The 24659-nt window shown below is 59.2% G+C and carries 26 protein-coding genes and 1 tRNA gene; 15 read left to right on the forward strand and 12 right to left on the reverse strand.

Annotation, left to right across the window (positions count from 1 at the left end; translation table 11 throughout):
- The first annotated feature begins 6 nt into the window (after positions 1 to 6).
- Entirely contained in the window at positions 7 to 894 is an 888-nt protein-coding gene (cyoE, locus tag LCH64_RS21505; protein WP_003227980.1) for a heme o synthase, read from the forward strand.
- 311 nt (positions 895 to 1205) lie between these two features.
- Positions 1206 to 1697: a RidA family protein gene (locus LCH64_RS21510; protein WP_226501194.1), complete on the forward strand. Its 492-nt coding sequence runs from the start codon at positions 1206 to 1208 to the stop codon at positions 1695 to 1697.
- Positions 1698 to 1764: 67 nt separating this feature from the next.
- On the opposite strand, the gene LCH64_RS21515 is transcribed toward LCH64_RS21510, so the two are convergent.
- From LCH64_RS21515 to LCH64_RS21525, 3 genes are all read right to left on the reverse strand, one after another.
- A complete protein-coding gene (locus LCH64_RS21515) occupies positions 1765 to 2466 on the reverse strand; it encodes a hypothetical protein (RefSeq protein WP_096795496.1) in 702 nt (233 codons plus the stop codon).
- 119 nt (positions 2467 to 2585) lie between these two features.
- Positions 2586 to 4106, reverse strand: a complete 1521-nt coding sequence (locus tag LCH64_RS21520) for a HAMP domain-containing sensor histidine kinase (RefSeq protein ID WP_226501195.1) — start codon at positions 4104 to 4106, stop codon at positions 2586 to 2588.
- Positions 4103 to 4813, reverse strand: a complete 711-nt coding sequence (locus tag LCH64_RS21525) for a response regulator transcription factor (RefSeq protein WP_003227973.1) — start codon at positions 4811 to 4813, stop codon at positions 4103 to 4105. The genes LCH64_RS21520 and LCH64_RS21525 overlap by 4 nt, the downstream gene beginning before the upstream one ends.
- 151 nt (positions 4814 to 4964) lie before the next feature.
- Here LCH64_RS21525 and msrB point away from each other — a divergent pair, with 151 nt between their 5' ends.
- Genes msrB through msrA form a run of 3 tightly spaced genes read left to right on the forward strand, consistent with a single transcriptional unit; the run spans position 4965 to position 8055 of the window.
- The gene (gene msrB, locus LCH64_RS21530; protein WP_226501196.1) at positions 4965 to 5483 is read left to right on the forward strand and encodes a peptide-methionine (R)-S-oxide reductase MsrB; all 519 of its coding nucleotides are present in this window, start codon (positions 4965 to 4967) and stop codon (positions 5481 to 5483) included.
- A 43-nt stretch (positions 5484 to 5526) separates the two neighbouring features.
- Complete coding sequence (locus tag LCH64_RS21535; RefSeq protein WP_226501197.1) at positions 5527 to 7335, forward strand: cytochrome c biogenesis protein DipZ; 1809 nt, start codon at positions 5527 to 5529, stop codon at positions 7333 to 7335.
- Positions 7336 to 7350: 15 nt separating this feature from the next.
- Positions 7351 to 8055 (forward strand): peptide-methionine (S)-S-oxide reductase MsrA, encoded by a 705-nt coding sequence (gene msrA, locus LCH64_RS21540; protein ID WP_226501198.1) that lies wholly within the window; start codon positions 7351 to 7353, stop codon positions 8053 to 8055.
- A 1-nt stretch (position 8056) separates the two neighbouring features.
- Here the strand turns inward: msrA and LCH64_RS21545 are convergent, their stop codons facing one another.
- From LCH64_RS21545 to LCH64_RS21555, 3 genes are all read right to left on the reverse strand, one after another.
- On the reverse strand, positions 8057 to 8572 hold the full coding sequence (locus LCH64_RS21545) for a hypothetical protein (protein ID WP_226501199.1): 516 nt from the start codon (positions 8570 to 8572) through the stop codon (positions 8057 to 8059).
- Positions 8573 to 8633: 61 nt separating this feature from the next.
- Positions 8634 to 9038 carry a GNAT family N-acetyltransferase gene (locus tag LCH64_RS21550; RefSeq protein ID WP_103484055.1) on the reverse strand — a complete coding sequence of 135 codons (405 nt, stop codon included), beginning with the start codon at positions 9036 to 9038 and terminating at the stop codon, positions 8634 to 8636.
- A gap of 55 nt (positions 9039 to 9093) precedes the next feature.
- Positions 9094 to 9999, reverse strand: coding sequence for a LysR family transcriptional regulator (locus tag LCH64_RS21555; RefSeq protein ID WP_045122621.1), 906 nt, complete (start codon positions 9997 to 9999; stop codon positions 9094 to 9096).
- A gap of 102 nt (positions 10000 to 10101) precedes the next feature.
- On the opposite strand from LCH64_RS21555, the gene LCH64_RS21560 reads away from it, so the two are divergent.
- Entirely contained in the window at positions 10102 to 11274 is a 1173-nt protein-coding gene (locus tag LCH64_RS21560; protein WP_003227963.1) for an aspartate aminotransferase family protein, read from the forward strand.
- Positions 11275 to 11400: 126 nt separating this feature from the next.
- On the opposite strand, the gene LCH64_RS21565 is transcribed toward LCH64_RS21560, so the two are convergent.
- From LCH64_RS21565 to LCH64_RS21580, 4 genes are all read right to left on the reverse strand, one after another.
- Complete coding sequence (locus LCH64_RS21565; RefSeq protein ID WP_226501200.1) at positions 11401 to 13320, reverse strand: alkaline phosphatase D family protein; 1920 nt, start codon at positions 13318 to 13320, stop codon at positions 11401 to 11403.
- A gap of 72 nt (positions 13321 to 13392) precedes the next feature.
- Positions 13393 to 14124, reverse strand: a complete 732-nt coding sequence (locus LCH64_RS21570) for a hypothetical protein (protein WP_201136644.1) — start codon at positions 14122 to 14124, stop codon at positions 13393 to 13395.
- A gap of 116 nt (positions 14125 to 14240) precedes the next feature.
- Entirely contained in the window at positions 14241 to 15419 is a 1179-nt protein-coding gene (locus LCH64_RS21575) for a hypothetical protein (RefSeq protein ID WP_103520551.1), read from the reverse strand.
- A gap of 89 nt (positions 15420 to 15508) precedes the next feature.
- Positions 15509 to 15874 carry a hypothetical protein gene (locus tag LCH64_RS21580; protein ID WP_103520550.1) on the reverse strand — a complete coding sequence of 122 codons (366 nt, stop codon included), beginning with the start codon at positions 15872 to 15874 and terminating at the stop codon, positions 15509 to 15511.
- A gap of 119 nt (positions 15875 to 15993) precedes the next feature.
- Here LCH64_RS21580 and LCH64_RS21585 point away from each other — a divergent pair, with 119 nt between their 5' ends.
- Positions 15994 to 16749: a hypothetical protein gene (locus LCH64_RS21585; protein WP_226501201.1), complete on the forward strand. Its 756-nt coding sequence runs from the start codon at positions 15994 to 15996 to the stop codon at positions 16747 to 16749.
- A 34-nt stretch (positions 16750 to 16783) separates the two neighbouring features.
- Here LCH64_RS21585 and LCH64_RS21590 read toward each other — a convergent pair whose 3' ends face one another.
- On the reverse strand, positions 16784 to 17113 hold the full coding sequence (locus LCH64_RS21590) for a hypothetical protein (protein WP_103369541.1): 330 nt from the start codon (positions 17111 to 17113) through the stop codon (positions 16784 to 16786).
- A 265-nt stretch (positions 17114 to 17378) separates the two neighbouring features.
- Between LCH64_RS21590 and LCH64_RS21595 the strand changes: the two genes are divergently transcribed.
- Complete coding sequence (locus tag LCH64_RS21595) at positions 17379 to 17639, forward strand: DUF6429 family protein (protein ID WP_226501202.1); 261 nt, start codon at positions 17379 to 17381, stop codon at positions 17637 to 17639.
- A 67-nt stretch (positions 17640 to 17706) separates the two neighbouring features.
- Positions 17707 to 18063, forward strand: coding sequence for a hypothetical protein (locus LCH64_RS21600; protein ID WP_226501203.1), 357 nt, complete (start codon positions 17707 to 17709; stop codon positions 18061 to 18063).
- A 260-nt stretch (positions 18064 to 18323) separates the two neighbouring features.
- On the opposite strand, the gene LCH64_RS21605 is transcribed toward LCH64_RS21600, so the two are convergent.
- Positions 18324 to 18408: transfer RNA gene (locus LCH64_RS21605), tRNA-Leu, on the reverse strand.
- A gap of 108 nt (positions 18409 to 18516) precedes the next feature.
- Between LCH64_RS21605 and queA the strand changes: the two genes are divergently transcribed.
- The 6 genes from queA to LCH64_RS21635 all read left to right on the forward strand — a co-directional run bounded on the left by queA (position 18517) and on the right by LCH64_RS21635 (position 24621).
- On the forward strand, positions 18517 to 19581 hold the full coding sequence (gene queA, locus LCH64_RS21610; protein ID WP_003227927.1) for a tRNA preQ1(34) S-adenosylmethionine ribosyltransferase-isomerase QueA: 1065 nt from the start codon (positions 18517 to 18519) through the stop codon (positions 19579 to 19581).
- 14 nt (positions 19582 to 19595) lie between these two features.
- On the forward strand, positions 19596 to 20711 hold the full coding sequence (gene tgt, locus LCH64_RS21615) for a tRNA guanosine(34) transglycosylase Tgt (protein WP_161794909.1): 1116 nt from the start codon (positions 19596 to 19598) through the stop codon (positions 20709 to 20711).
- 43 nt (positions 20712 to 20754) lie between these two features.
- Positions 20755 to 21093, forward strand: a complete 339-nt coding sequence (gene yajC / locus LCH64_RS21620; protein WP_003227923.1) for a preprotein translocase subunit YajC — start codon at positions 20755 to 20757, stop codon at positions 21091 to 21093.
- 64 nt (positions 21094 to 21157) lie between these two features.
- Complete coding sequence (secD, locus tag LCH64_RS21625; protein ID WP_003227922.1) at positions 21158 to 23026, forward strand: protein translocase subunit SecD; 1869 nt, start codon at positions 21158 to 21160, stop codon at positions 23024 to 23026.
- A 9-nt stretch (positions 23027 to 23035) separates the two neighbouring features.
- Complete coding sequence (gene secF, locus LCH64_RS21630) at positions 23036 to 23950, forward strand: protein translocase subunit SecF (protein ID WP_003227920.1); 915 nt, start codon at positions 23036 to 23038, stop codon at positions 23948 to 23950.
- A gap of 122 nt (positions 23951 to 24072) precedes the next feature.
- Positions 24073 to 24621 carry a glycine zipper 2TM domain-containing protein gene (locus LCH64_RS21635; RefSeq protein WP_003227918.1) on the forward strand — a complete coding sequence of 183 codons (549 nt, stop codon included), beginning with the start codon at positions 24073 to 24075 and terminating at the stop codon, positions 24619 to 24621.
- Positions 24622 to 24659 lie beyond the last annotated feature (38 nt).

Genomic DNA, 24659 nt, shown 5'->3' on the forward strand with positions numbered 1-24659 from the left:
GACCCGATGTCGCTCAAGCACTTTATCCAAATCACCAAACCGGGGATCATTTTCGGTAACGTGCTTTCTGTGGCAGGCGGGTTCTTCCTGGCCTCGAAAGGGCATGTAGATCTGGCGGTGTTCCTGGCCGCCATGATCGGCACATCCCTGGTTGTGGCCTCCGGTTGCGTGTTCAACAACTGCATCGACCGCGACATCGACCTGAAGATGGAACGCACCAAGAACCGGGTGCTGGTGCAGGGCTTGATCTCCCTGAAACTGGCCCTGGTCTACGCGACCATCCTGGGTGTTCTCGGCGTTGCCTTGTTGTACAAGGTGGCCAACCCGTTGGCCGCCCTGTTCGCGGTAATCGGCTTCATCATCTACGTCGGCTTCTACAGCCTGTACCTCAAGCGCAAGTCGGTTCACGGCACGCTGGTGGGCAGTCTGTCGGGCGCCATGCCGCCAGTGATCGGTTACGTTGCCGTAACCAACAGCTTCGACATGGCCGCACTGACCCTGCTGGTGATGTTCAGCCTGTGGCAGATGCCGCATTCCTACGCCATCGCGATTTTCCGTTTCAACGACTACCTGGCCGCATCGATTCCGGTGTTGCCCGTCAAGCGCGGAATCGAAGTGGCCAAGAAGCACATCCTGCTCTACATCCTGGCGTTCCTCGTGGCGACCTTGATGCTGACTTTCAGCGGTTACGCCGGCATGAGCTACCTCGCCGTCGCCGCGGCCATGGGCATGTACTGGTTGTACATGGCCTGGACCGGCTACAAGGCGGTGGATGACACGGTCTGGGCACGCAAGCTGTTCGTGTTCTCGATCTTCACCATCACCGCCCTGAGCGTCATGATGTCCCTGGACTTCAAGGTGCCGGCCGAGCTGCTGCTGACGTACGCGCCGTAAGGCTGGATGGCTTCAAGAAAAACCCCGCACGTTGAGAGATGTGCGGGGTTTTTTGTTGGGTAAATTATGCTGAATCGAGGTGACACCATCGCGAGCAGGCTCGCTCCCACAGGGGATTTGTGAACGACGCCAATCAAATGTGGGAGCGAGCCTGCTCGCGATGGCGTGCGCCGCCGATTTCGAAGGTTGCGCAGTACTGGCAAAACACCTAGATTTGGATCCAGTCTTCAGTGATAGCGCCATGCCACTCTCTCGGCGCTCAACTGTTCCACTCCGCGATTTTTCATGCATCGATCAAAAGGCTGGGCGAAATGATTGAGAGGATGACCTGCGACGAACGCTTCATTGCCCTGGCACACGAGCTGAACTACGACATCTATGGCGAGAACACCGCCGGCGGCAATTACGCGCCGCTGATCCGCCACCGCGATGAGTTGTACATCAGCGGCATGGTGCCGCGGGTCAATGGCAGGATTCTGTATCCCGGTCGCGTGGGGTTGGAGTTGAGCCTCAAGGACGCCCAGGCTGCCGCGAGCATCAGTGCCATGCGCTGCCTGGCGCTGATCGTCGATGCGGTCGGTTCGCTGGACAAGATCCGGGCGTTGTTGCGGGTCACGGTGTACGTGAAGTCGACCCCGGACTTCGTTGACCTGAGCGAAGTGGCCAACGGTGCATCGGACGTTTTCAGCCATGTGCTCGGTGATGCCGGGCGACATACGCGCACTACGGTCGGTGTCTACCAGTTGCCGAAGAACGCCGCGGTTGAAGTCGACATGATCGCAGCGGTGCAACCGGAAGTCTGACCGCCGCGCCGCCCAACAAAAAGCCCCGCCTGAATTTCAATGCGGGGCTTTTTTGTCGGCGACGGGGTTACTGCGCAGCGATGCTGTAGCCATCGAACGCGGTCTGCTGTTGCAGGGCGGTGATGATGTTCTTGCGGTTGATCGCGTGTTCGGTGCCGGCGTTGTCGATGAAGGTCTCGCCCTCCAACTCGGCTTCTTCGCCTTCACCGACGAAGGTGAAACCGAGGAACTCCAGCGCTTCACGGTCAACGTTCAGACGCGAACGCGGCGTGCGCAGCGGCAGGGTCACGCTGCTGCCGTCCTTGCTGATGGTGAAGATTTCCAGTTCTTTCTTCTTGGCAGCCTTGCTCTTGCCGCCGCTCGGGTTGCTGATCGCCTGGTGGGTCTGATTCAGCACTTTGAGCGCGAGGCCGTAAACAATTTCCTGGAACGCCGGATCGTCCTTGAAGCAGGACAGGATGCGGCCGATTGAAAACTTGCTGCTCAGGTCTTCGAGGGCGGCGATGTCGGCGGCCTCGGCGTCCTTGAGGCGCTTGAGTTCGCCCATCAGCTCGTAGGCCTTGTCGTCATCGAAGCTGTCGTGCGCCTGACGGATCGCGGCGCGCAGCTCGCGGATCTGGTCGCTTTCGCGGGTCGACTGGAAAGCATCCAGCACCATCTCGCTGATGATCTTGGCTTGTGGAAGGTGTTGTGAAAGATTGATGGAGTTTTCGTATTCCGCTTTGGACGATTCGGTGACTACGGATTCAGCGGTGTTGAAATCGGACATTGAAATTTCACTACTTTTTTAACTTGAGTTGAGACGAGAAAGCACGGGGTCTTTTTCAGGCCGGTTAATTTAGGGGAGCGGGGCGGCGTTGTCACGGAACAACAGTCCGGTGGTGCGGATTATTTGTCCGGCGTGTTCAGGTTCATCGAGCGCACCATCCACTGTTCCGCGGTTTGCTGATCGGTCGGCAGCGTGAAGCGGAAAGTTGCGCCACGCCCAGCGACATCGACCAACTGAATGTCTCGCCCGTGCAGTTGCAGGATGCGGTGGACGATGCGCAGCCCCAGTCCTCCGTCGCGTCGCGCACCACCAATATTGAACGGACGCAGGAACAGACCTTCGCGCAACTCGGGTGCGATGCCGGGGCCGGTGTCGCTAACCGTCACTTCGACCAATGCGCCCTGGGGTTTCAGATCCAGCTCGATTTCGCCGCCCGGCGGCGTATGGCGCAAGGCGTTGTCCACCAGGTTGGTCAGCACCCGTTCGATCAAGCCAAGGTCGGCGCAGACCGTCGGCAGGTTTGGCCCGAAGCTGGCCTTGAGTTCGACGTGGCGGGCTTCGGCGGCCAGTTCGAATTTCTGGAAGATGTCCTGCAGCAGATCGATCAGGGAGAAGCGTTCCAGCACCGGTTGCACAAAGCCGTGTTCCAGACGCACCAGCTCCAGCAGCGATTGCGCCAACCCGCCGACCTTGCGGCTTTGATCGAGAGCGATACCCAGATAGCGGCGCCGCTCCTCGGCAGAGAGCGTGGCGTCCTTGAGTGACAGGGTTTCCAGATAGCCGTGCAGCGAGGCCAGTGGTGTGCGCAGGTCGTGGGAGATGTTCGCCACCAGTTCACGGCGCTCCTGATCCTGGCGGGTCAACGAGCGCCACTGTTCCCCTAAGCGGTTTTGCATTTGCCGGAAGGCAGCGTCGAGCACAGCGATTTCATCCGGGTCAGCGGTTTTATCCACAGCGGCTGGCATGACGGGCGCAGATTGCGGCGTGCCGTCGATGTCGAAGCGGCTGACAGTTTCAGTCAACCGGCGCAATGGCCGGGTAATCAGGTTGAATGCCGTGAGGCCGGCAATCAGGCACAACAGCGCCACCAGCCCGATTGATAGCAATGCGGTGTTGAGCGCAGCACTGGTCGCGCCGCGTTCGGCGAAACGATCATGTTCTTCACTGAGCAACACCACGTACAGATAGCCCGCAGGCTTGCCATTGACCTTCAGTGGCGCGGCACTGAACACCTTGCGGCCATCGACGCTGCGCGGGTCATCGCCGAGGATCGGCAGCGGTTGATCGTCGAGCAGGCGCTTGATCGGTACGAGGTCGATTTTTTCCCGTCGCATCCGACCCTCGGGTGCGGCATTGCCGACGATCCGCCCCTCCGTGTCGAGCAGGTACACCTCGACACTCGGGTTGACCAGCATCAACTGGCTGAACAGTTCGCGCACGGCGCCGGGCATCAAGCCATTGCTGTCCATCAGCACCGTGTCATGGGCGATGTGCTGCGCCAGGTCCCGCGACAGGCCTTGCACCACTTCCAGCTCGTGCATCTTGCTGGAGCGCACCTGCAGCCATGCCGAGGTGCCGCAGCACACCAGCAGCAACACGGCGAATACGACGGACAGGCGCTGCGACAGGGTCAGTTTCATGGTTGTTCCGTGCCGAATTTATAGCCACGGCCCCACACGGTGAGGATGCGTGTCGGTTGCGCCGGATCGCTTTCGATTTTCGCCCGCAAGCGATTGATGTGCGTATTGACCGTGTGCTCGTAGCCTTCGTGGCTGTAACCCCACACCGCATTGAGCAGGTCCATGCGCGAGAACACCTTGCCCGGTTGGCGGGCGAAGAAATACAGCAAGTCGAACTCTCGCGGGGTGAGGTCCAGCCGCGCACCGTTGAGGGCGACATCGCGGGTGATCGGGTCGATGCTCAGACCATCGAGATTGAGGCTGCCGGCGTCCATTTTCAGGTTGCGCGCCATGGCGTCGACCCGGCGCAGCAAGGCTTTGACCCGGGCCACCAGTTCCAGCATTGAAAACGGTTTGGCGAGGTAGTCGTCGGCACCCAGTTCCAGACCGAGGATGCGGTGCAATTCGCTGGAGCGTGCGCTGGTGATGATGATCGGCGTATAGCGCGCCATCGCCCGGGCGCGGCGGCAGATTTCCAGGCCGTCGACCCCCGGCAACATCAGGTCGAGGATCAGCGCATCCCATTGCCCCTGTTGCAACAGGCGCATGCCTTCGTCGCCGTCGGCGCAGTGCACGACGTCGTAATGTTCATCGCGCAAATGCAGGCAAATCAAATCGGCGATGTGTTGGTCATCCTCGACCACGAGGATGCGTCTGGTCGGTTCCATCAAGCTCAATCCTTCGGCGCAGTGAGCGCATTGTGCGGGTTTTCCTCGGGGCGAGTTATCACGAATTCGTTAACTTCCCGTGAGGATTTGGCGATCAACCCAAGCCTAGGCTGTGTTCCATGACAGGCACCTGGAATTTTTGGAGACGGCCATGTTTTCACGGCGACAGATTCTCGTAGCGAGCGGCGGGCTGGGGGTTGCAGCCCTGGTGGCGGGTGTATTGCCAAAATTTTCCTTGGGCACCGCACTGATCGAGCAAGCCCATGCCGATGAGGTTTTCGAGGTGAGCCACAGCGACAGCGAATGGCACTCGCTGCTCTCGGATGAGCAGTACGCCATCCTGCGCGAAGAAGGCACCGAGCGGGCCTACACCAGCCCCCTCAACAACGAACATCGCAACGGCACATTCGACTGCGCGGGCTGTGACCTGGCGCTGTTTTCATCGGCGACCAAGTTCGACAGCCGCACCGGCTGGCCGAGTTTCTGGGCACCGCTGGAGCACGCGGTGGCCACGCGTCAGGACCGCTCCTTCGGCATGTCGCGCAATGAAGTGCACTGTCGGCGCTGCGGCGGGCACCTGGGGCATGTCTTCGATGACGGCCCGAATCCCACCGGCCTGCGCTATTGCATGAACGGCCTGGCGATGACGTTCAAACCCGTGGCGGCATGAGCCATGGCCCTTTTTCGATCTTCACTTTCTACAGGACGACACCATGTGGCTCTTGGTTCTCGCTTATCTGGGCGGTGTGCTGACGATCGTCAGTCCGTGCATCCTGCCTGTTCTGCCTTTTGTCTTCGCTCGCACCGGGCAGCCGTTTATCAAGAGTGGCTTGCCGCTATTGGCCGGGATGGCGCTGACCTTCGCCCTCGTCGCCACGCTGGCGGCGGTGGGCGGCGGTTGGGTGGTGCAAGTCAATCAGTACGGGCGCTGGCTCGCGTTGCTGTTCGTTGCACTGTTCGGGCTGACGCTGCTGCTGCCGCGTCTCGCCGAGCGCCTGACGCGACCGCTGGTCTCGGCCGGCAGTCGGCTGTCCGAAGCCGCGGGCCAGGACAATCGTCCGCGTCCCGGCGCCTCGTTTCTGATCGGCGTTGCCACGGGGTTGCTCTGGGCGCCGTGCGCCGGGCCTATTCTCGGCTTGATTCTGACCGGTGCCGCGCTGCAAGGGGCAAGCATCGCCACCACGCTGTTGTTGCTCGCCTACGCGGCGGGCGCCGCGACTTCACTGGCGGCGGCGCTGCTGCTGGGCGGTAAGGTCTTTGCGTTGATGAAGCGCTCGATCGGTACGGGGGAGTGGATCCGTCGTGGGTTGGGAGCGGCGATGCTGGCGGGTGTCGCGGCGATTGCGCTGGGCCTCGACACCGGGCTGTTGGCACGGTTGTCGACCGCATCCACGGGCGGAATCGAACAAGCGCTGGTGGGCAAACTCTCCGGTAAATCACCTGCGGGCAGCGGCACGATGATGGCGCAGATTCCCGATGTGGATGACGCGGCGAACGGCAGCATGAAAGCCACAGGCGCGGCAATGAAAATTGCTGACAAGGCACCCGGAACATTGCCGGTCGAAGGGCAGTTGCCACCGCTCACTGGCGCCGTGCAATGGCTCAATTCGCCACCGCTGGACGCCCAGGCACTGAAGGGCAAAGTGGTGCTGGTGGACTTCTGGACCTACTCCTGCATCAACTGCCTGCGCACCCTGCCATACGTCAGAGCCTGGGCCGAGAAGTATCGCGATCAGGGGCTGGTGGTAATCGGTGTGCATGCGCCGGAGTTCGCTTTCGAGCGCGATGTCGGCAATGTCACGAAAGCCATGAAGGAGCTGGGTATCAACTACCCGGTGGCGATCGATAACGACTACAAGATCTGGCGTGCCTTCAACAACGAATACTGGCCGGCGCATTATTTTGCCGATGCTCAGGGACGGATTCGATACCACCATTTTGGCGAAGGCGACTACGCCGAATCAGAGCGGGTCATCCAGCAGTTGCTGCGTGAAGCCGGGGCGAAAACCGTGGCTGATGGCCTGATCAACGCTGACGCCCAAGGCGTGCAGATGGCCCCGGACATGAATCAGGTGCTATCGCCGGAAACCTATGTCGGCTACCAGCGTGCGGAACATTTCGTACCGCAAACCAGCCTGGTGCCTGACAAGGTCGCGACCTATAACCCACCGGCCAACCTGACTTTGAATGACTGGAGCCTTGGCGGGCAGTGGGCTGTCGGCGCCGAGCGCGCCACCGCCAGTGCGCCGGCCGGTCGCATCGTCTATCGCTTCCACGCCCGCGATCTGCATTTGGTACTGGGGCCGGGCGCAGATGGCAAACCGGTGCGCTTCAAAGTGTCGATTGACGGTCAGGCGCCGGGCGATGCCCACGGAGTCGATGTCGCCGCGGATGGCAGCGGTCGCGTGACCGAACAGCGCTTGTACCAATTGGTGCGGCAAACCGACGAGGTGAAGGATCGCACCTTCACCATCGAATTTCTTGATCCGGGCGTATCGGCTTACGCCTTCACCTTCGGCTGATCGGGAGTGCGCAACATGAAAGCTCAAAACAACTGGCGACGTGCATTGCTCGGCGTCGCCATGGCCGGCGTGATCGGCCAATGCTCGGCGTTCTCTTTCGGCGCTGAAGACGCGGTGGTCATCCCGCCACCAGCCCTCGACGAAACCACCCAGGCGCACAGTGAAACCGCGGTGTTCGCCGGTGGTTGTTTCTGGGGCGTGCAAGGGGTTTTCCAGCACGTCAAAGGCGTGCAGAAAGCCGTCTCCGGTTATGCCGGCGGCGCAGCGAACACGGCGCAATACGAGCGGGTCAGCGAAGGCGACACCGGTCACGCCGAGTCCGTGCAAGTTACCTTCGACCCGACGCAAGTCAGCTACGGCAGCCTGCTGCAGATCTACTTCTCGGTGGCCCACAATCCGACCGAACTCAACCGCCAAGGCCCCGACAGCGGCACGCAATATCGCTCGGCGCTATTCCCGGTCAATGCCGATCAACAACGGGTGGCCCAGGCCTACATCGCCCAACTCGACGCGGCGCATGCCTACAGCAAACCGATCGTCACCCAACTGGAAACCTACAACGGCTTCTACCCGGCGGAGGACTACCACCAGGATTTCCTGACCGAACACCCGAGCTATCCGTACATCGTGATCAACGACATGCCGAAGGTGGCGCAGTTGAAGCAGTTGTTTGCGCAGCGTTATCAGGAGAAGCCGGTGTTGGTGAAAGACGGCTCCTGATTCATTGTGCGGTCAATCCCGGGCGTTGCGCCTGAAGCAAGCGCAGCAACCGGTAGTACTTCAGCGAACGAGTGCCTATCAGTCCACAGACGAAACCTGACGTTGCAGCTTTGAACTGCAGCATATCCGGAGTAGAGGCTTGCTCCGGATGCACGTCATCCTGATAACCGAAGTAGTAATTCACGGCGAAAAACAGCAGGTACAACATCAACACTTTCCATGTGCCGGGCAAGATCAGTCCTGTTTGCGAATCATCAAGCGTCACGTATTGCGCCGAAAACATCAGCCATGCTGTAACGCCGCCCAACAAAAGGGCGCCGATCCAGCAACTGAGGGACAAGGCTGGGTTAAGCGTCAGATTTATTGAGAAGAGAGACCAGGCTATCAACGCTGGCGGTGTGACCAGCATTGCTAAACGGCTCTTGGGACTGGGCGTGCGTGCCTTGATCCCGAAATACACCAGTACCAGGAAAACCGCATAAACCCACAGTGGGGTGTTTTGCAGAGTGATTAGCATCAATTGGCGTCCGTGCTTGAAAGAGAAGATGAATCATAGCGGTTGCCATGGTCGGCGCCGGTTATTTCAAGCGCGGCCGCTCCATGGCAATCACCGACGTTTCAAATCCCAAACTGGCAAAAAACGTCTCCGCCCCTTCGCGCCCGGCGCGCAGGACCCAAGTGATCTCGGGGTTGTCACCCATGACATGCTCGACCAGTGCGCGCCCGACGCCGGCGCGCCGATGCTGGTCATCGACCACGACCATCGACAGATAGCCGTTGGACAAACCATCGGTGAGGCCTCGGGCGAAACCGATGATCTGCTCGCCGCTCAGCGCGACCGCTGTGCGTTGCGAGTTTTCGATGAGTTGGGCGAAGTAGTCGTTGGAACCCGTTCGGTGTCCCCAGCCATGTTGCCCAAGAAACAGGCGAACTGGCTCCACTTCGGCAGGCAACAGATCGCGTACGGTGAGGTTGGTTTTCATCGAATGGCAGCATCCTTTTCGGCAATCACCGGAGCATAGTCAATCGCAGCCCAAATCAGGATCTGCCCCAGGTTTTCATCGCGAATTCGACGAAGCGCCGCAGCTTGGGCAAACGATAACGATCCGGCGCGTACAGCAGGTGCAATGGGCGGCTCGGTGGCTGGTAATCGGGGATCACCGTCACCAGTTTGCCGTCGCGCAGATCCTGTTCCACCAGCGCGTCCGGCAGCATCACAATGCCCATGCCGGTGCGTGCCGCCTGATGCAGGCCGGCAGAGGTGTTCATCAGCATCGGGCCGCTGACGTCGACCAGAATCTCGCCGTCCGGGCCGCTGAGGCGCCAGCGTTTTTCCACCGATTGCCAGTCATCGCCGGCAGGGTAGGCGAACGACAGGCAGTCGTGTTGCTGCAGGTCTTCAGGGGTGATCGGCATGCCGCGTCGCGCGACGTACGCCGGGGAGGCGCATACGGTCAGGGTGTAGTCGATCAGCGGCCGGGCGATCAGGTTCGACTGCTCGAAATGCCCCAGCCGAAACGCTACGTCGAGGCCACTTTCCAGCAGGTCCGGACGGCGGTTGGTCAGCACCACATCCATTTTCAATTGCGGGTATTGCAGGGAAAACTCGCTGAGCGCCGGGGCCAGACGTTCGACGCCAAAAGTCAGTGGCGCGGTGATACGCAGCAAGCCGCGCGGCTCGTCGAGGGCCTGTTCGGCGAGGCGTTCGGAGTCGGCCACCAGACCCAATACATCCAGACAACGCTGGTAGTAAACGCTACCGAATTCGGTCAGTCGCTGACGGCGGGTGGTGCGCTGCAGCAACTGCACGCCGAGCCTTTGCTCCAGTGCGCGCAGGTGATTTCCGACCATGGTCGTGGACATTTCGCACTGCAACGCGGCCGCCGTCATGCTCCCGGCTTCCACGACCTTCACGTACACGCTCATTGCCTGCAACAGGTCCATTATCAAGTCCTGCTTTTAAATGATTGAAGTTTTGCCGAGTTTATCCAGTTCTGGTGGCTAACCATACTGCAAACACACCGACCTTCACTGGAGTTTGAAGTCATGACCGCCGCCCTGATGAACACCTACCAACCGCTGGCCCTGAGCTTTATCAGAGGCCTGGGCACGCGCCTGTGGGATCAGGCCGGTCGAGAATATCTGGATGCTGTCGCCGGAGTCGCGGTGACCAACGTCGGGCACTCGCACCCACGGATCGTCGCCGCTATCAGCGAGCAGGCCGGACTGTTGCTGCACACCTCCAACCTGTACAGCATCGACTGGCAGCAACAGCTGGCGCAGAAACTCACGCAGTTGTCAGGGATGGAGCGGGCGTTTTTCAACAACTCCGGCGCCGAAGCCAACGAGACAGCACTGAAGCTGGCGCGTTTGTACGGCTGGAGCAAAGGCATCGAACAGCCACTGGTGGTGGTCATGGCCAACGCGTTTCATGGCCGCACGTTGGGCACCTTGTCGGCCAGCGATGGGCCGGCGGTGCGTTTGGGTTTCAATGATCTGCCGGGGGATTTCGTCAAAGTGCCCTTCGGTGATCTGGCCGCGCTGGATCAAGTGCAGCAAAAGCACGGCGAGCGGATCGTGGCGATTCTGGTCGAGCCGATCCAGGGCGAAAGCGGTGTGCAACTGGCGCCGCCCGGCTACCTCAAAGCCCTGCGCGAACTGTGCAATCGTCACGCCTGGCTGCTGATGCTCGACGAAATCCAGACCGGTATCGGCCGCACTGGCCAATGGTTTGCGTTCCAGCATGAAGGCATCGTGCCGGACGTCATGACCCTGGCCAAAGGCCTCGGCAACGGCGTGCCGATCGGCGCCTGTCTGGCGCGGGGCAGGGCGGCGGATCTGTTCACCCCCGGCAGCCATGGCAGCACGTTCGGCGGTAATCCGCTGGCCTGCCGGGTCGGCTGCACGGTGCTGGATATCATCGAAGAACAAGGCTTGCTGGAAAATGTTCGGGTACAGGGGGAGCGCTTGCTGGCTCGTTTACGTGCCGAACTGGCAGACAACCCCAACGTGCTGGCGATTCGTGGGCAGGGCTTGATGATCGGCATCGAGCTGAAACAGCCGATCCGCGATCTGACGCTGATTGCTGCGCGGGATCATGGATTGCTGATCAACGTTACACGCGGCAAGACGATACGGCTGCTGCCGCCACTGACGATTGATGAGCGAGAGGTGGAGATGATTGTCAGAGGTGTGGGGCGTGCCGTGATCGCGCACTGACCTGCCGCCGAGAGTCCCTGTGGGAGCGGGCTTGCTCGCGAAAGCGTGTTGTCAGTCGACATTGATTTTGAATGATCAATTGCATTCGCGAGCAAGCCCGCTCCCACATTGGAAAAGTGTGTGATGCTAATCAGGATGATCCCCCAACTCCGGCGCCAGCATCCGCGTCTTCACCGCCCCGTTCGAATTGTGCTGAATGATCTCGCTCGGCTGCCCCTGCGCATTGAAAAACACCTGCCCGATCCCCGCCGAATTCCACAGCCGCTCACCCGCTTCGGCATGTTCCGGGGTATAGGGCACGATGCGCATGCGTCGGCGTTTGGTAAACCAGTTCAACGGCGAGCGCGGCGAGTAGAGCCAGCGGTTGAGGCGGTCGAACCATTCCAGCAGGGTTTTCGGAAATTCGTTCTTGATCCCGCTGCTGGTGATCTGCCATATCCGTGGCCCGGCCTTGCGGTGTCGGATAAGCACTTCGTAGACGAAGGAATAATGCACGTCGCCGGACAGCACCACGTAGTTTCCGGGTGTGCGGGTGTGTCGGAAAATGTTCAGGATCACCTGCGCCGCACCGCGATGAGCCATCCAGTTTTCCGCGTCGACCAGCAGCGGATAGCCGCACCAGCTGAAAACCTTCTGCACGGTTTCGATCAGCTTCACGCCGAAGATCGGCGCGGGGGAAACAATGATTGCTGACGGATGATCGAGCAGCTCCTGTTGCAGTTCGCTCAGCGCTTCCCAGTCCAGTAAACCGGAGGGTTGTTTGAGTGCCATCTCGCTGCGCCAGCGGCGGGTGCGGGTGTCGAGCACCACCAGCGCCGGGCTGGTCGGCAGCACGAAATGCCAGTGCTGAAAGCGCAGCAAATCATCGATCAGCGCGTCCTGCACCGGGCTGTCGAGATATTGATCGTCACCACTGGCGCTCAGGCTGCGAGTGTTCTCCAGCACATCCTTGAACGCGTCCGGATTATTGCCCCAGCCCTGGCACAACATGTACGCGATCAAGGCGTTGCCGATGATGCGTTTGGAGAACGGGTGGCCGTAGGCGGTTTCCTCCCATTGCGCGGAAAGATTCCAGTCATCGGTGATGTCGTGGTCGTCGAAAATCATCAGGCTTGGCAGGTGCGCCAAGGCTCGGGCGACGTTGTTCAGGCCGGCCTTAAATCCATCGATGCGAGTCTGTTCGAGGGTGTAGCGCTTGAGCCGTTCCGGGGTCATTACCGGCGCTTGTGGGGTGATCAGGGTCCAGGCAACCGGCGACCACACCAGCAGATACATCGCCATCACTTCGGCAAATGTCACCAAGTGATTGTCGGCGCTGCTGCTGGTGAAAATCGGCTTACGCGCGCCGCCGAAAAATCGCTCGCGCAAGGTCTCGTTGCTCTCCAGCGCCGGTAACAAATCCGCGCGGTGGTAGTAACTGGCCGGGTGCATGTAGAGTTTGGCGCTGTCGCTGACCACCGCGCCTTCGAGGTGTTCGTCGAACAGGCCGAGGCGTTCGATCAAGGCGTGAATCGCTCGCAGCATCGGCCCGGCAACATCGTCGGCGTAGATCTGGTCGCCGCTCATCATCAGCAGGGCTGGACGTTGTTGCGGATCGGTTTCGGCAGCCAACAGTTGATCGACGCACAGCAAACCGTCTGCCGCCGGGTGATGGGGCTTGCGGCAGGAACCGTGCAGCAACTGATCGATCCGCGAGCGCACGACAAGGTTCGGACAGCGGGCATTGCCGTACAGCAGATGCGGCGCCCATGCGGCGATGGGCGTCTGGCCGTCGATCAGCAGGTCGTAGTCAATACGCGTGTCGCAGGGCAGGGTGCTGTCGAGCACAACGTCGATCAGATGGACGAACGCGTGATGGCCTACGGAGATGACTGTGCATTTCCCGGCATCGAGAGGAATGTCTCCTACACCCTGTAGGCGTAAGGTCAGCGCCAGTTCGCGGGTACCGACCAGCCACAGCACCACTCGCGTCGATTCCAGCCGTCGCAGCAGCGGGCCGGCCAAAACGGGAGGCAGCGGGTTCAGGTCAGCAGGTATCGGGGACATTCGGGGGCAAAGCTCAAGGCGCACAGGCTGGCGATGATAGCGCAGCCGGCGCCTTGAACCCTTAAACGAGGCTTAAGAACCGACCTTCTGCAACTTCAGATTCAGCAGTCGCCATTCGGCGGACGCGGGTTGCTCCTGCACCGAGCAGTCGAAGCTATAAGTGACGTCATCGCCGTTCATGTTGCGCGCGGTGACCTTGTTGCTGAGGGTGTAGACCTGATCCTTGAAGCGCTTGGTGACAATGGCAGAGCTGTCGGCGAAGCGCGCCGACGCCGGGAAGCGCAGCGTGCTGGTGACCAGCGTGCCGCACATGACATACGCGAGCATCGATTCATCGCTGTCGGCATTTTGCCCAAGCTTGTCGCGCAGCGCGGTGAGCGCTTTACGGCCCTGCGCGTCGCTCTGATCCAGGACGGTTTTTTCCGATATCGATTTCGGTGCCCGGCTGGCGTAATTCGGCAGCAGTGCGGAATCCGGCGGAGAAGGTTGGTTATCCGGCTCGATCGCGGCAAAGCCCGGCGCGTTTTCCAGCACCGCGGACGTCGAATCCGACTCGGCTTCGGGCAACAGACTGGTGGTCACATCGCTCTGTGTGATCACGTCTTCGATTGGCGCTTTTGCGGATTTATGCGCCGACGGGAATATCGACAGCAAGATCGACAGCACCACCATGCCGACGATAAAACCGCCCGCCGCGCCAACGATGTTGCCGTAAAACAGATTCCAGCTGCCGCGGTTTTTCACCACCCAGCGCCACATGAAACCCCAGGCGGCGATAAATGCCAGAAAACTCAGAAACTCCATTCGATCCTTTCCTTAAACCTGCAAAAACGCTCAAGGCAGCATGCTTCGAGCCCGCTGCAATAATGGGCAGCAAGATAACAAGATAGAAGCGTCGCGCTTCTTGCTCATCGAGCCGATCAGCTACCTGTCAGTTCGAAGCGCAAATCCAGCAACTTCCAGTCGTCAAAACCTTCGTTCATGGTTGGCAACGCCTGCAGAGTGCATTCGAAACGATAGGTCAGATAGTTTTTCGCAGCGTCGTGGATCTTCATCATACTCGTGCTGGTATAGATCTGATCTTTGTAACGCTGGGTCGAGAGAGCCTTGTCGTCTGCAAACAAGGCCAGTTCCGGCTGACGCAAAACGCTGCGTATAAACGGCTCGCACATCTGGAATGCGATCAGTCTTTTGTTGGGATCCGGCCTGCCAACGAGCCCTTTTCGCAACTGCGCATGAGCCAGAGTCTGTTGGGCACTCATCCCTTGAACCGTCGCCAGTTCAGAACGGGTTGTCGGTATTTCATTGAGATAGTTTTCCACCAGGCCGGACTTGAGCGGTTCTGGCGTAGCAGCAGGCGCATCGGCGACATACTCGGGCAATGCTTCCCCGGACGACGTGTTGGCAGAAGCCGCAGGGCCTGATTTTCCTTGCATGGTCAACTCCAGCAGGCGCCATTGGTCATCCTTGATCCCGTTGCCAGAGACGAACTGCACGGCGCAGTCATAGCCGAGGCTGACCATCGTGCCTTCCATGTTTTCGCCACTAATCCTGCTCGTTACGAGGTAGGTCTGGGATTTGTAGCTGTCGAATCGAAAGTCCTCGGTCTCGTCGAAGGAGGCGGAATCGGGAGTGCGCAGCGTGGATTTTGCCGCTGACCGGCAGATCAGCCCCGCCAGGCTTCCGTTGACCCCGTTGACCATATCTGCGCTGGCTCGCCATTGCGCGTATTGGCTTCTCCACTGTGGATCGAGACTGGCGGAAAGCAGCGGTGTAGAGAGTCGTGGATAGCGCGGGCTGTCGGTTGGCAGCAACGGCGACGTCGGAGCGGATGCGCGACTGGCCGGAGTGCGTGGGACAAAGGTTCTGAGCTGGCTTTCGTTGGCGATTTGCGGCTGAGTGCCGCTGGATGTCGCGGGCGTGGATTTTTCGGGCAGAAGTCCGTTGACGATAACGAACACCACGGCTGCCACGATAAACCCGGCAATCACACCGGCGAAGTGGCCGAAGAATACCGGCCAGGTTCCACGATTCTTGACGACCCAGACCCACATCCCTGCCCAGACCAGCAAAAACATCACGATCAACGATGTTTCCATCCCATCCATTTCCTTCTTTAATTCGTGTCAGCTTGCTAAGTAGGTCTGCCCTTGCGGGCGGCAAGATAGCAAAACAATTACGCCTCCGTTCACACGTCGGGGAAATAATTCACAGCAAGTACCAGCAGGGTTGCCAAGCCGGCAGCAAAGCCACACATCCCACCCAGCAACTGACGTGCAACCGGATGTTCGGGTTGATGGCGATTGGCAATCCACAACCATACCCCCGCCAGAACGCCCGCGCTTGTGGTGAATACCACCAGACTGCGATCCAGGTTGGGTGTCGCCATCGATGTACCAATGACTGCGTTGTAAATCAGCGTGAACACAATGCCAGTGACCACGCTACTTCCTGCGCCAGCAAGGTTGCCAAGTAGCAAGTTCCACTCACCCCGTTGCTTCACCACCCAAAACCAGGTTCCGGCCATCACTAGCAAGCACAACAAAGCATCCATTGGTTTATTCCCGAGTGCGCGATAACGGAGGCGGTTGACAGGCCTCCAGCGAGAGTGGACGGCAAGATATCAAACTAGTAGCTTTGCGCCACTTTCTTCAACTGCGTAACGGACTACACATGCCTACCGTTTTTTCTGTCCCGCGCCTGCTCAGCGCTTTCCTCCTCTCTACCGTAATGACCCCGGCACTTGCCGGCTGGGATGAAACCCCGGAGGTCGCCTGGAAAGGATACCTCTCCGATTGTCAGAGTTTTCAGCAGGTCGTGATCAACGTTCAAAACGGAGTCATGACTACCAGGCAAGCGATGGACCGCGTCGATAGCTTGAATCGCACTGTTAATGTCCATCGCGATCACCTCTCCCAGGAAAACCTTATCTCTCCCGAATATGCCCGTTGCGAAAACGTCATTGCTCAAGCGTTCGTGATCCGGAACAAGGAAGAGGAGGTCCTGGTCGCGGAGCTTCAACAGCAATACTTCAAGGCTCAGGCCGAGCACGAGAAGTCCCCGGAATACAAGCGCGCCCTCGATCTAGGCTTTAGCGACGTCGGCGGAATTGGCAAGCTCAAAGAACTCGCCGAGGAATCGGAAACGGATGGCGAAGCGTATCTGAAGACGTTGATGATCACGGTCGATTGGGGCTGCGGCCGACATTTGCGCGCCGTGAGATACGTCAAACCCTACGTCATCTACACCGCCCATCCCGATGAGGGCAACTGCGCCTTCTATAAAGAGGTCGCGGTGTTTGGCGGAGAGATGGTGGAGAGGGGCGAGACCATTGATCAGGACGCGATTTTTCAATACGTGGGATGGAAGAAGCTGGAAGGGCCAGGTGGGTTTCCCGTCGACATTCGAGTAGTAAAAGTGCGGCAGTAATCCGAAGGGCTGTTTCTACAGATTGCGCGTCTGATTACAGAATGTCCTTCAAATAACCCTTGAGCGCGAGGAGCGGTTGATCAAGCTGCTCCAGCGACTGCGCCTGCCTGAAGTCGGCTGACAGCTTGTGCAGCTCCCGCCCCAACGGTTTCTCGACACCGCCCAAGGCGTCCATCGCCAAGCCCAGGCACTCATTCATCTTGAACTGAATCGTCTCAACATCCCCACGGCGCACCAGCAATTCGAACACGTCTTTCTGGTAGTCGCCCATGACCATATCGTCCCGCAGAATCGGGCTCAGGCCTTCCTCCTCGTAAGCGAGCTTGAGGGAGAACAGGGCGACGGTTTCCAGTGACGTTTCCATGGTTGGCCTTGGATGTCCTTGAGCATGAGTCTTGAAATTCGGTACGACCAACGAAAGCCGCAACGGGCGGCAGACCGCCTGTAGGCGGGGGGTGATTATACTGAGTGGACGCATCAGATGCAGTCCCGAGGCAAAACAGGTTGCACGTACCGCGCTGGAATATTCAATGACCTAAGCAACAGAGCGAGTTTCTCAGGATGGCCAGTGAGAATGAGGTGCCACACAAACTCGACGTTAATTCAGACACATGAGCGGAGCGACGATCATGGAATACGATGAAAAGTTGATTGATGAGGCTGTGCTTGGCCTTTTGGCCGCGTTCAGTTCCGACGACGGCAATGCATGGAAAGGGTTCGATTTTGAAGTCATGAACCGATTGCATGAGCAGGGTTTCATCAGTGATCCGGTAAACAGGAACAAATCGATCTGGTTGACGGAGGAGGGCCAGGAACGAGGTCGTCAGATAGCTGAGCGTTTGTTTGGGGGAGGTGTTCAAGCCGAGCGTGTGTCTGACCCGGATATCTGAGGTCCTGCTTTGGCTAATCACTTGATTCGGGCCGCGCCAGTGCAACGCAACTGGAGGAGTTTGTCCGTTGGAGCATTTTCTGACTGAACCACAACTGACAAAAGTGAGAGCTGCTCTTTCTGAGCCATTCAACGATTTTCCCGTCGAATATGACTATGTGGCGAATCAGGTAAGAGGCGTCGCTCCTGAAACCCTTTACGAAATTCTCTATTCAGAGGTCGCGCCGGTGTGCTTCACCAATCTCGTTGCGGCTGTGCCTCCAGTATGGACGGGGTTTGACCCTGACATACTCAGACAGTCGATAGAAGAAAGGCTGGCAGCTAGACAGCGCAACTGGTTTTGTCGGCAGTTAGATCAAGTGCTGATTCGTTGGCTGAAATACAACTACGCCTACATCTGGAAAGAAATCGCCATTAGGCTTTGAGCCCAAGCGTTCAATGGACTAGGCGACCATGACAAAGACTCAGTTGTGGCACAACCTGCAGCACGTTTAACCGATGCGGCCAGTCGCCCATTGCCACGGCATGGCGCCAAAGTCATAGCTGCAGATTCTCTTGCATATTGCTGTGATCAATCGCCCATCGTTTAGCCCACACTTCTCGTAGCACGGTTACGCAAAAATAATTGCCCAACTTTTCAGCAGACGAAAAAAAAGGCCTTGCTAAGCAAGACCTTTCTTAATTTTGGTGCCCCGAGGGAGACTCGAACTCCCACTCCTTTCGAAAACGGATTTTGAATCCGCCGCGTCTACCAATTCCGCCATCAGGGCTCAATGGCGGCGAAGTATAGAGAGGTGATTACCGTTGGTCAATCACGTTTCATGGTCAATTTTTGATAATTCCGCTAGACTTTCCGGCCCTGCTAGACGAACCCCATCATGCGCGTTGCTGACTTTACCTTCGAGCTTCCTGATTCGCTGATCGCCCGCCACCCTTTGGCCGAGCGTCGCGGTAGTCGCCTGCTGACCCTTGATGGGCCGAGCGGCGCCCTTGCACACCGTCAATTCACTGATTTGCTTGAGCATTTGCGCCCGGGCGATTTGATGGTATTCAACAATACCCGGGTGATTCCGGCGCGGCTGTTCGGGCAGAAAGCCTCGGGCGGCAAGCTGGAAATCCTCATCGAACGCGTGCTCGATACGCACCGCGTGCTGGCCCATGTGCGTTCCAGCAAGTCGCCGAAGCCGGGTTCGAAGATTCTTATCGACGGCGGTGGCGAAGCCACGATGCTCGCGCGCCACGATGCGCTGTTCGAGCTGGGCTTTGCTGAAGAAGTGTTGCCGCTGCTCGATCGCGTCGGGCACATGCCGTTGCCTCCTTATATAGACCGCCCGGATGAAGGCTCGGATCGCGAGCGCTATCAGACCGTGTACGCCCAGCGCCTCGGTGCGGTGGCAGCGCCGACGGCGGGGCTGCATTTCGATCAGCCGCTGATGGAGGCGATTGCCGCGAAGGGCGTCGAGACTGCGTTCGTCACGCTGCACGTCGGTGCGGGGACGTTCCAGCCGGTGCGCGTCGACAAGATCGAAGATCACCACATGCACAGCGAGTGGCTGGAAGTCGGCCAGGACGTGGTCGACGCCGTTGCCGCGTGCCGCGCGCGTGGTGGACGGGTGATTGCCGTGGGCACCACCAGTGTGCGTTCGCTGGAAAGTGCCGCGCGCGATGGCGTGCTCAAGCCGTTCAGTGGCGACACCGACATCTTTATCTACCCGGGCCGGCCGTTCCATGTGGTCGACGCCCTGGTCACCAACTTCCATTTGCCCGAATCCACGCTGTTGATGCTGGTTTCGGCGTTCGCCGGTTATCCCGAAACCATGGCCGCCTATAAAGCCGCCGTCGACAACGGCTACCGCTTTTTCAGCTACGGTGATGCGATGTTCATCACCCGTAATCCCGCCCCGACTGCCCCTGAACAAACAGGCCCAGAGGAAACAGAATGAGTCGCGAATGTCGCATGTCCTTTGAACTGCTTGCCACCGATGGCAAGGCTCGTCGTGGTCGTCTGACCTTCCCGCGTGGCACCGTCGAGACCCCGGCCTTCATGCCGGTGGGCACCTATGGCACGGTCAAGGGCATGTTGCCGCGTGACATCGTCGCCACTGGCGCGGAAATCATTCTGGGTAACACCTTTCACCTGTGGCTGCGCCCGGGCACGGAGGTGATCAAGGAACACGGCGACCTGCACGATTTCATGCAATGGAAAGGCCCGATCCTCACCGACTCCGGTGGTTTCCAGGTATTCAGCCTGGGCGCGATGCGCAAGATCAAGGAGGAAGGCGTGACCTTCGCTTCTCCGGTCGATGGCTCGAAAGTATTCATGGGCCCGGAAGAATCGATGCAGGTGCAGCGCGATCTCGGTTCCGACATCGTGATGATCTTCGACGAATGCACGCCGTACCCGGCTGACGAAGATGTCGCTCGCGTTTCGATGGAGCTGTCGCTGCGTTGGGCCCAGCGCTCGAAAAACGCGCATGGCGACAACACCGCAGCGCTGTTCGGCATCGTTCAGGGCGGCATGCACCAGGATCTGCGCATGCGCTCGCTGGAAGGCCTGGACAAGATCGGCTTCGATGGCCTGGCCATTGGCGGTCTGTCGGTGGGCGAGCCCAAGCACGAGATGATCAAGGTGCTGGATTATCTGCCGGGCATGATGCCGGCTGACAAACCTCGTTACCTTATGGGCGTTGGCAAACCGGAAGATCTGGTTGAGGGTGTGCGCCGCGGTGTGGACATGTTCGATTGCGTGATGCCAACCCGTAATGCCCGCAATGGGCATCTGTTCATTGATACAGGCGTGCTGAAGATCCGTAACGCGTTCCATCGCCATGATGATTCGCCGCTGGATCCGACCTGCGATTGCTATACCTGCCAGAACTTCTCCCGCGCTTATCTGCATCACCTGGACAAGTGCGGCGAAATGCTCGGCAGCATGCTCAATACCATCCATAACTTGCGCCATTATCAGGTGCTGATGGCTGGTTTGCGCGAGGCTATTCAACAGGGTACATTGGCCGCCTTTGTCGATGCCTTCTACGCCAAACGCGGGCTCCCCGTTCCGCCTTTGGACTGAGTTTTCTGACCCCAAGATTCAACATTTGCAACTGGAGTGCTAAATGAGCTTTTTTATCTCTAACGCCATGGCTGACGCAGCTGCACCGGCTGCTGCAGGCCCAATGGGCGGCGGCTTCGAGTGGATTTTCCTGGTCGGCTTCCTGGTCATCTTCTACCTGATGATCTGGCGTCCACAGGCCAAGCGCGCCAAAGAGCAGAAGAACCTGCTGAGCAGCCTTGCGAAGGGTGACGAAGTGGTTACCACCGGCGGCATCGCCGGCAAGATCACCAAAGTGGCCGACGACTTCGTGGTTCTGGAAGTTTCCGACACCGTGGAAATGAAGTTCCAGAAGGGCGCCATCGCCGCCACGCTGCCAAAAGGCACGCTGAAAGCGATCTAAGGTTCCAACTTCTACTCAATCGACGGGGCGCGCAAGGCGCCCCGCGTTCATAACGGGCGGCGTGATGCTGAACAAATATCCTCTGTGGAAATACATTCTGATCCTGGCGGTGCTGGCGGTCGGTCTGATTTATTCCGCTCCCAATCTATACCCTGATGACCCGGCCATTCAGATCAGCGGCGCCAGCACGGCCCTGCAGGTCAATCAGGCCGATCTGGATCGCGTCAGCACTGCGCTGCGTGAGTCCGGGATCAACGTCAAGGCAGCTTCGCTGGCCGCCAACGGCAAGGGCGGTCTGATCCGTCTGACCAAGGCTGAAGACCAGTTGCCGGCCAAGGACGTTGTGCGCAAGGCATTGGGTGATGACTACGTCGTCGCACTGAACCTGGCACAGACCACCCCGCAATGGCTGCGCAACCTCGGCGCGCACCCGATGAAGCTGGGTCTGGACTTGTCCGGTGGTGTGCACTTCCTGCTGGAAGTGGACATGGACAAAGCCCTCGACGCCCGCCTGAAAGTCTACGAAGGCGACGTCAAGAGCCTGCTGCGCAAAGAGAAGCTGCGCTATCGCAGCCTGCCACAACTGGGCGGCGCCATTCAGTTGGGCTTCAGCGATGCTGACTCCCGCGAACAGGCCCGTGCGCTGATCCGCAAGAACTTCAACGATTTCGACATTGTTCCGGCCGACCTCAACGGTCAACCGGTGCTGCGTCTGGCGATGACCCCGGCCAAGCTGGCGGAAATCCGTGAATACTCCATCAAGCAGAACTTGACCACGGTACGTAACCGCGTCAACGAGCTGGGTGTTGCCGAACCGATCGTTCAGCGTCAGGGCGCCAACCGCATCGTGGTTGAGCTGCCGGGCGTGCAGGACACTGCCGAAGCCAAACGTATTCTCGGCAAGACGGCCAACCTTGAGTTCCGTCTGGCTGCAGAGCCGGGTGCTTCGAAAGCCACTTCCGAAACTTTCGAGTTCCGTGAAGGCAAGCGTCCTCCTGCGCAGATCGAGCGTGGCCTGATCATCACCGGTGACCAGGTGACCGACGCCAAGGCCGGTTTCGGCGAGCACGGCACACCTGAAGTGAACATCCGTCTGGATGGCCACGGTGGCGAGCTGATGAGCCGCGCGACCCGTTCGAACGTGGGTCGCAGCATGGCGGTGATCTTCATCGAGCAGCGTCCGGTAACCACCTACGTCAAGCAGGTTGTCGACGGCGTCGAGAAAGACGTGCCGGTTCAGACCTTCAAGGAAGAGAAGAAGATCATCAGCCTGGCGACCATTCAGTCGCCGCTGGGCGCGCAGTTCCGTATCACCGGCCTGAACGGCCAGGGCGAATCGTCCGAGCTGGCGCTGCTGCTGCGTGCCGGTGGTCTGGCCGCACCGATGTACTTCGCGGAAGAGCGCACAATCGGTCCGAGCCTGGGTGCTGACAACATCACCAAAGGTATCGATGCATCGCTGTGGGGCATGCTGTTCGTCTCGCTGTTCATCATCGCCATCTACCGCTTCTTCGGTTTGATCGCCACGGTCGCGCTGGCGGTGAACATGGTGCTGCTGCTGGCGCTGATGTCGCTGCTGGGTGCAACGCTGACCCTGCCGGGTATCGCCGGTATCGTCTTGACCATGGGTATGGCGGTCGACGCCAACGTGCTGATCTTCTCGCGGATCCGTGAAGAGATCGCCGCCGGCATGACCGTGCAGCGTGCAATCAACGAAGGCTTCGGCCGGGCATTCACCGCGATTCTCGACGCCAACCTGACCACTCTGCTGGTCGGCGGCATCCTCTTTGCCATGGGCACCGGCCCGGTGAAGGGCTTCGCAGTGACCATGTCCCTCGGGATCTTTACCTCGATGTTCACGGCCATCATGGTGACCCGCGCAATGGTCAACCTGATCTTCGGCGGACGTGACTTCAAGAAGTTGTGGATTTAAGGGGCTGCCATGTTACGTACAATCAACTTCATGGGCGTTCGCAACTTCGCGTTCGGCGTCACAGTGTTTCTCACGTTGCTGGCTATTTTCAGCGTCGTCCACAAGGGCATGAACTGGGGCCTGGACTTCACCGGCGGTACGCTCATCGAGCTGACCTACGAGCGTCCGGCCGATGTCACCAAGGTGCGTGAAGAGCTGGTGACTTCCGGTTATCACGAAGCCATCGTGCAGAGCTTTGGTGCAACCACCGACTTGCTCGTACGTATGCCAGGCGAAGACCCGCAGTTGGGTCATCAGGTCGCCGAGGCCTTGCAGAAAGTCGGCGGCGACAACCCGGCGACGGTCAAGCGTGTCGAGTTCGTCGGCCCGCAGGTCGGTGAAGAACTGCGCGACCAGGGCGGCCTCGGCATGCTGCTGGCGCTCGGCGGCATCCTGATCTACCTGGCTTTCCGCTTTCAGTGGAAATTCGCGGTCGGCGCGATCGTTTCGCTGATTCACGACGTGATCGTGACTGTCGGTATCCTGTCGTTCTTCCAGATCACCTTCGACCTGACGGTGCTGGCAGCGGTACTGGCGATCATCGGTTACTCGCTGAACGACACCATCGTCGTGTTCGACCGGGTTCGTGAGAACTTCCGTGTGCTGCGCAAGGCTTCGCTGATCGAGAACATCAACATCTCGACCACTCAGACCCTGCTGCGGACCATGGCAACGTCGATCTCCACCTTGCTGGCGATCGCTGCGCTGCTGTTCTTCGGTGGCGACAACCTGTTCGGCTTCTCCATTGCCCTGTTCATCGGTGTTCTGGCGGGTACCTACTCGTCGATCTACATCGCGAACGTGGTACTGATCTGGCTGAACCTGAGCACCGAGGATCTGATTCCTCCGGCCAACACCGAGAAAGAAGTCGACGACCGTCCATAACGGCCATCGCTTCTCCGGCTGTCAGCCCAGAAAAGGCGCGAGTTGAACTCGCGCCTTTTTTTATGCTCCAAGGCTGGGAGAAGCGCGGGACGCGTCCCGTATGTGATGGTCAGGAGGTTCATGTGAACAAGTCGTTGCTGGTTGGTGCGGTATTGGGTGCTGTCGGTGTGACTGCCGGGGGTGCTGTTGCCACCTACAGCCTGGTTAAAAGCGGCCCTGAGTATGCGCAAGTGCTGGCCGTAGAACCGGTCAAGACACAGATCAAGACTCCACGTGAAGTGTGCAAGGATGTGGCAGTAACCCGGCAGAAACCGGTTCAGGATCAGCACCAGATCGTGGGTACGGTGCTCGGTGCGGTCGGTGGTGGCCTGCTGGGTAACATGGTCGGCGGCGGTAACGGTAAGAAGCTTGCCACCGTTGCTGGTGCGGTCGGTGGCGGTTATGCCGGTAACAAGGTGCAGGAAGGCATGCAGAACCGCGACACCTACACGACCACCCAGACTCGCTGTAACACAGTGAATGACATCAGTGACAAGGTTGTCGGTTACGACGTGCGTTATTCGCTGGATGGCAAGGAAGGCAAAGTGCGGATGGATCGCGATCCGGGCAACCAGATTCCGGTCGACAAGGAAGGCAAGCTGATTCTGTCGCAGAATCAGCCAGGTCAATAACGGTCTGATGGTTTTGAAAAGAAGCACCCTTCGGGGTG

The organism is Pseudomonas sp. MWU16-30322 (genome assembly GCF_020515535.1).
Lineage (GTDB): Bacteria > Pseudomonadota > Gammaproteobacteria > Pseudomonadales > Pseudomonadaceae > Aquipseudomonas > Aquipseudomonas fluorescens_H.

Bases quoted from the DNA above. Each gene is read 5' to 3' on its own strand.
- LCH64_RS21560 (WP_003227963.1), top strand. From the start codon at position 10,102: ATGACCGCCGCCCTGATGAACACCTACCAACCGCTGGCCCTGAGCTTT.
- LCH64_RS21575 (WP_103520551.1), bottom strand. From the start codon at position 15,419: ATGGAAACATCGTTGATCGTGATGTTTTTGCTGGTCTGGGCAGGGATG.
- LCH64_RS21555 (WP_045122621.1), bottom strand. From the start codon at position 9,999: ATGGACCTGTTGCAGGCAATGAGCGTGTACGTGAAGGTCGTGGAAGCC.
- LCH64_RS21515 (WP_096795496.1), bottom strand. From the start codon at position 2,466: ATGTCCGATTTCAACACCGCTGAATCCGTAGTCACCGAATCGTCCAAA.
- LCH64_RS21535 (WP_226501197.1), top strand. From the start codon at position 5,527: ATGTGGCTCTTGGTTCTCGCTTATCTGGGCGGTGTGCTGACGATCGTC.
- secD (WP_003227922.1), top strand. From the start codon at position 21,158: ATGCTGAACAAATATCCTCTGTGGAAATACATTCTGATCCTGGCGGTG.
- LCH64_RS21565 (WP_226501200.1), bottom strand. From the start codon at position 13,320: ATGTCCCCGATACCTGCTGACCTGAACCCGCTGCCTCCCGTTTTGGCC.
- LCH64_RS21580 (WP_103520550.1), bottom strand. From the start codon at position 15,874: ATGGATGCTTTGTTGTGCTTGCTAGTGATGGCCGGAACCTGGTTTTGG.
- LCH64_RS21525 (WP_003227973.1), bottom strand. From the start codon at position 4,813: ATGGAACCGACCAGACGCATCCTCGTGGTCGAGGATGACCAACACATC.
- cyoE (WP_003227980.1), top strand. From the start codon at position 7: ATGTCGCTCAAGCACTTTATCCAAATCACCAAACCGGGGATCATTTTC.
- queA (WP_003227927.1), top strand. From the start codon at position 18,517: ATGCGCGTTGCTGACTTTACCTTCGAGCTTCCTGATTCGCTGATCGCC.
- secF (WP_003227920.1), top strand. From the start codon at position 23,036: ATGTTACGTACAATCAACTTCATGGGCGTTCGCAACTTCGCGTTCGGC.
- LCH64_RS21595 (WP_226501202.1), top strand. From the start codon at position 17,379: ATGGAATACGATGAAAAGTTGATTGATGAGGCTGTGCTTGGCCTTTTG.
- msrA (WP_226501198.1), top strand. From the start codon at position 7,351: ATGAAAGCTCAAAACAACTGGCGACGTGCATTGCTCGGCGTCGCCATG.
- LCH64_RS21545 (WP_226501199.1), bottom strand. From the start codon at position 8,572: ATGCTAATCACTCTGCAAAACACCCCACTGTGGGTTTATGCGGTTTTC.
- LCH64_RS21570 (WP_201136644.1), bottom strand. From the start codon at position 14,124: ATGGAGTTTCTGAGTTTTCTGGCATTTATCGCCGCCTGGGGTTTCATG.
- LCH64_RS21550 (WP_103484055.1), bottom strand. From the start codon at position 9,038: ATGAAAACCAACCTCACCGTACGCGATCTGTTGCCTGCCGAAGTGGAG.
- yajC (WP_003227923.1), top strand. From the start codon at position 20,755: ATGAGCTTTTTTATCTCTAACGCCATGGCTGACGCAGCTGCACCGGCT.
- tgt (WP_161794909.1), top strand. From the start codon at position 19,596: ATGTCCTTTGAACTGCTTGCCACCGATGGCAAGGCTCGTCGTGGTCGT.
- LCH64_RS21585 (WP_226501201.1), top strand. From the start codon at position 15,994: ATGCCTACCGTTTTTTCTGTCCCGCGCCTGCTCAGCGCTTTCCTCCTC.
- LCH64_RS21590 (WP_103369541.1), bottom strand. From the start codon at position 17,113: ATGGAAACGTCACTGGAAACCGTCGCCCTGTTCTCCCTCAAGCTCGCT.
- LCH64_RS21520 (WP_226501195.1), bottom strand. From the start codon at position 4,106: ATGAAACTGACCCTGTCGCAGCGCCTGTCCGTCGTATTCGCCGTGTTG.
- LCH64_RS21510 (WP_226501194.1), top strand. From the start codon at position 1,206: ATGATTGAGAGGATGACCTGCGACGAACGCTTCATTGCCCTGGCACAC.
- msrB (WP_226501196.1), top strand. From the start codon at position 4,965: ATGTTTTCACGGCGACAGATTCTCGTAGCGAGCGGCGGGCTGGGGGTT.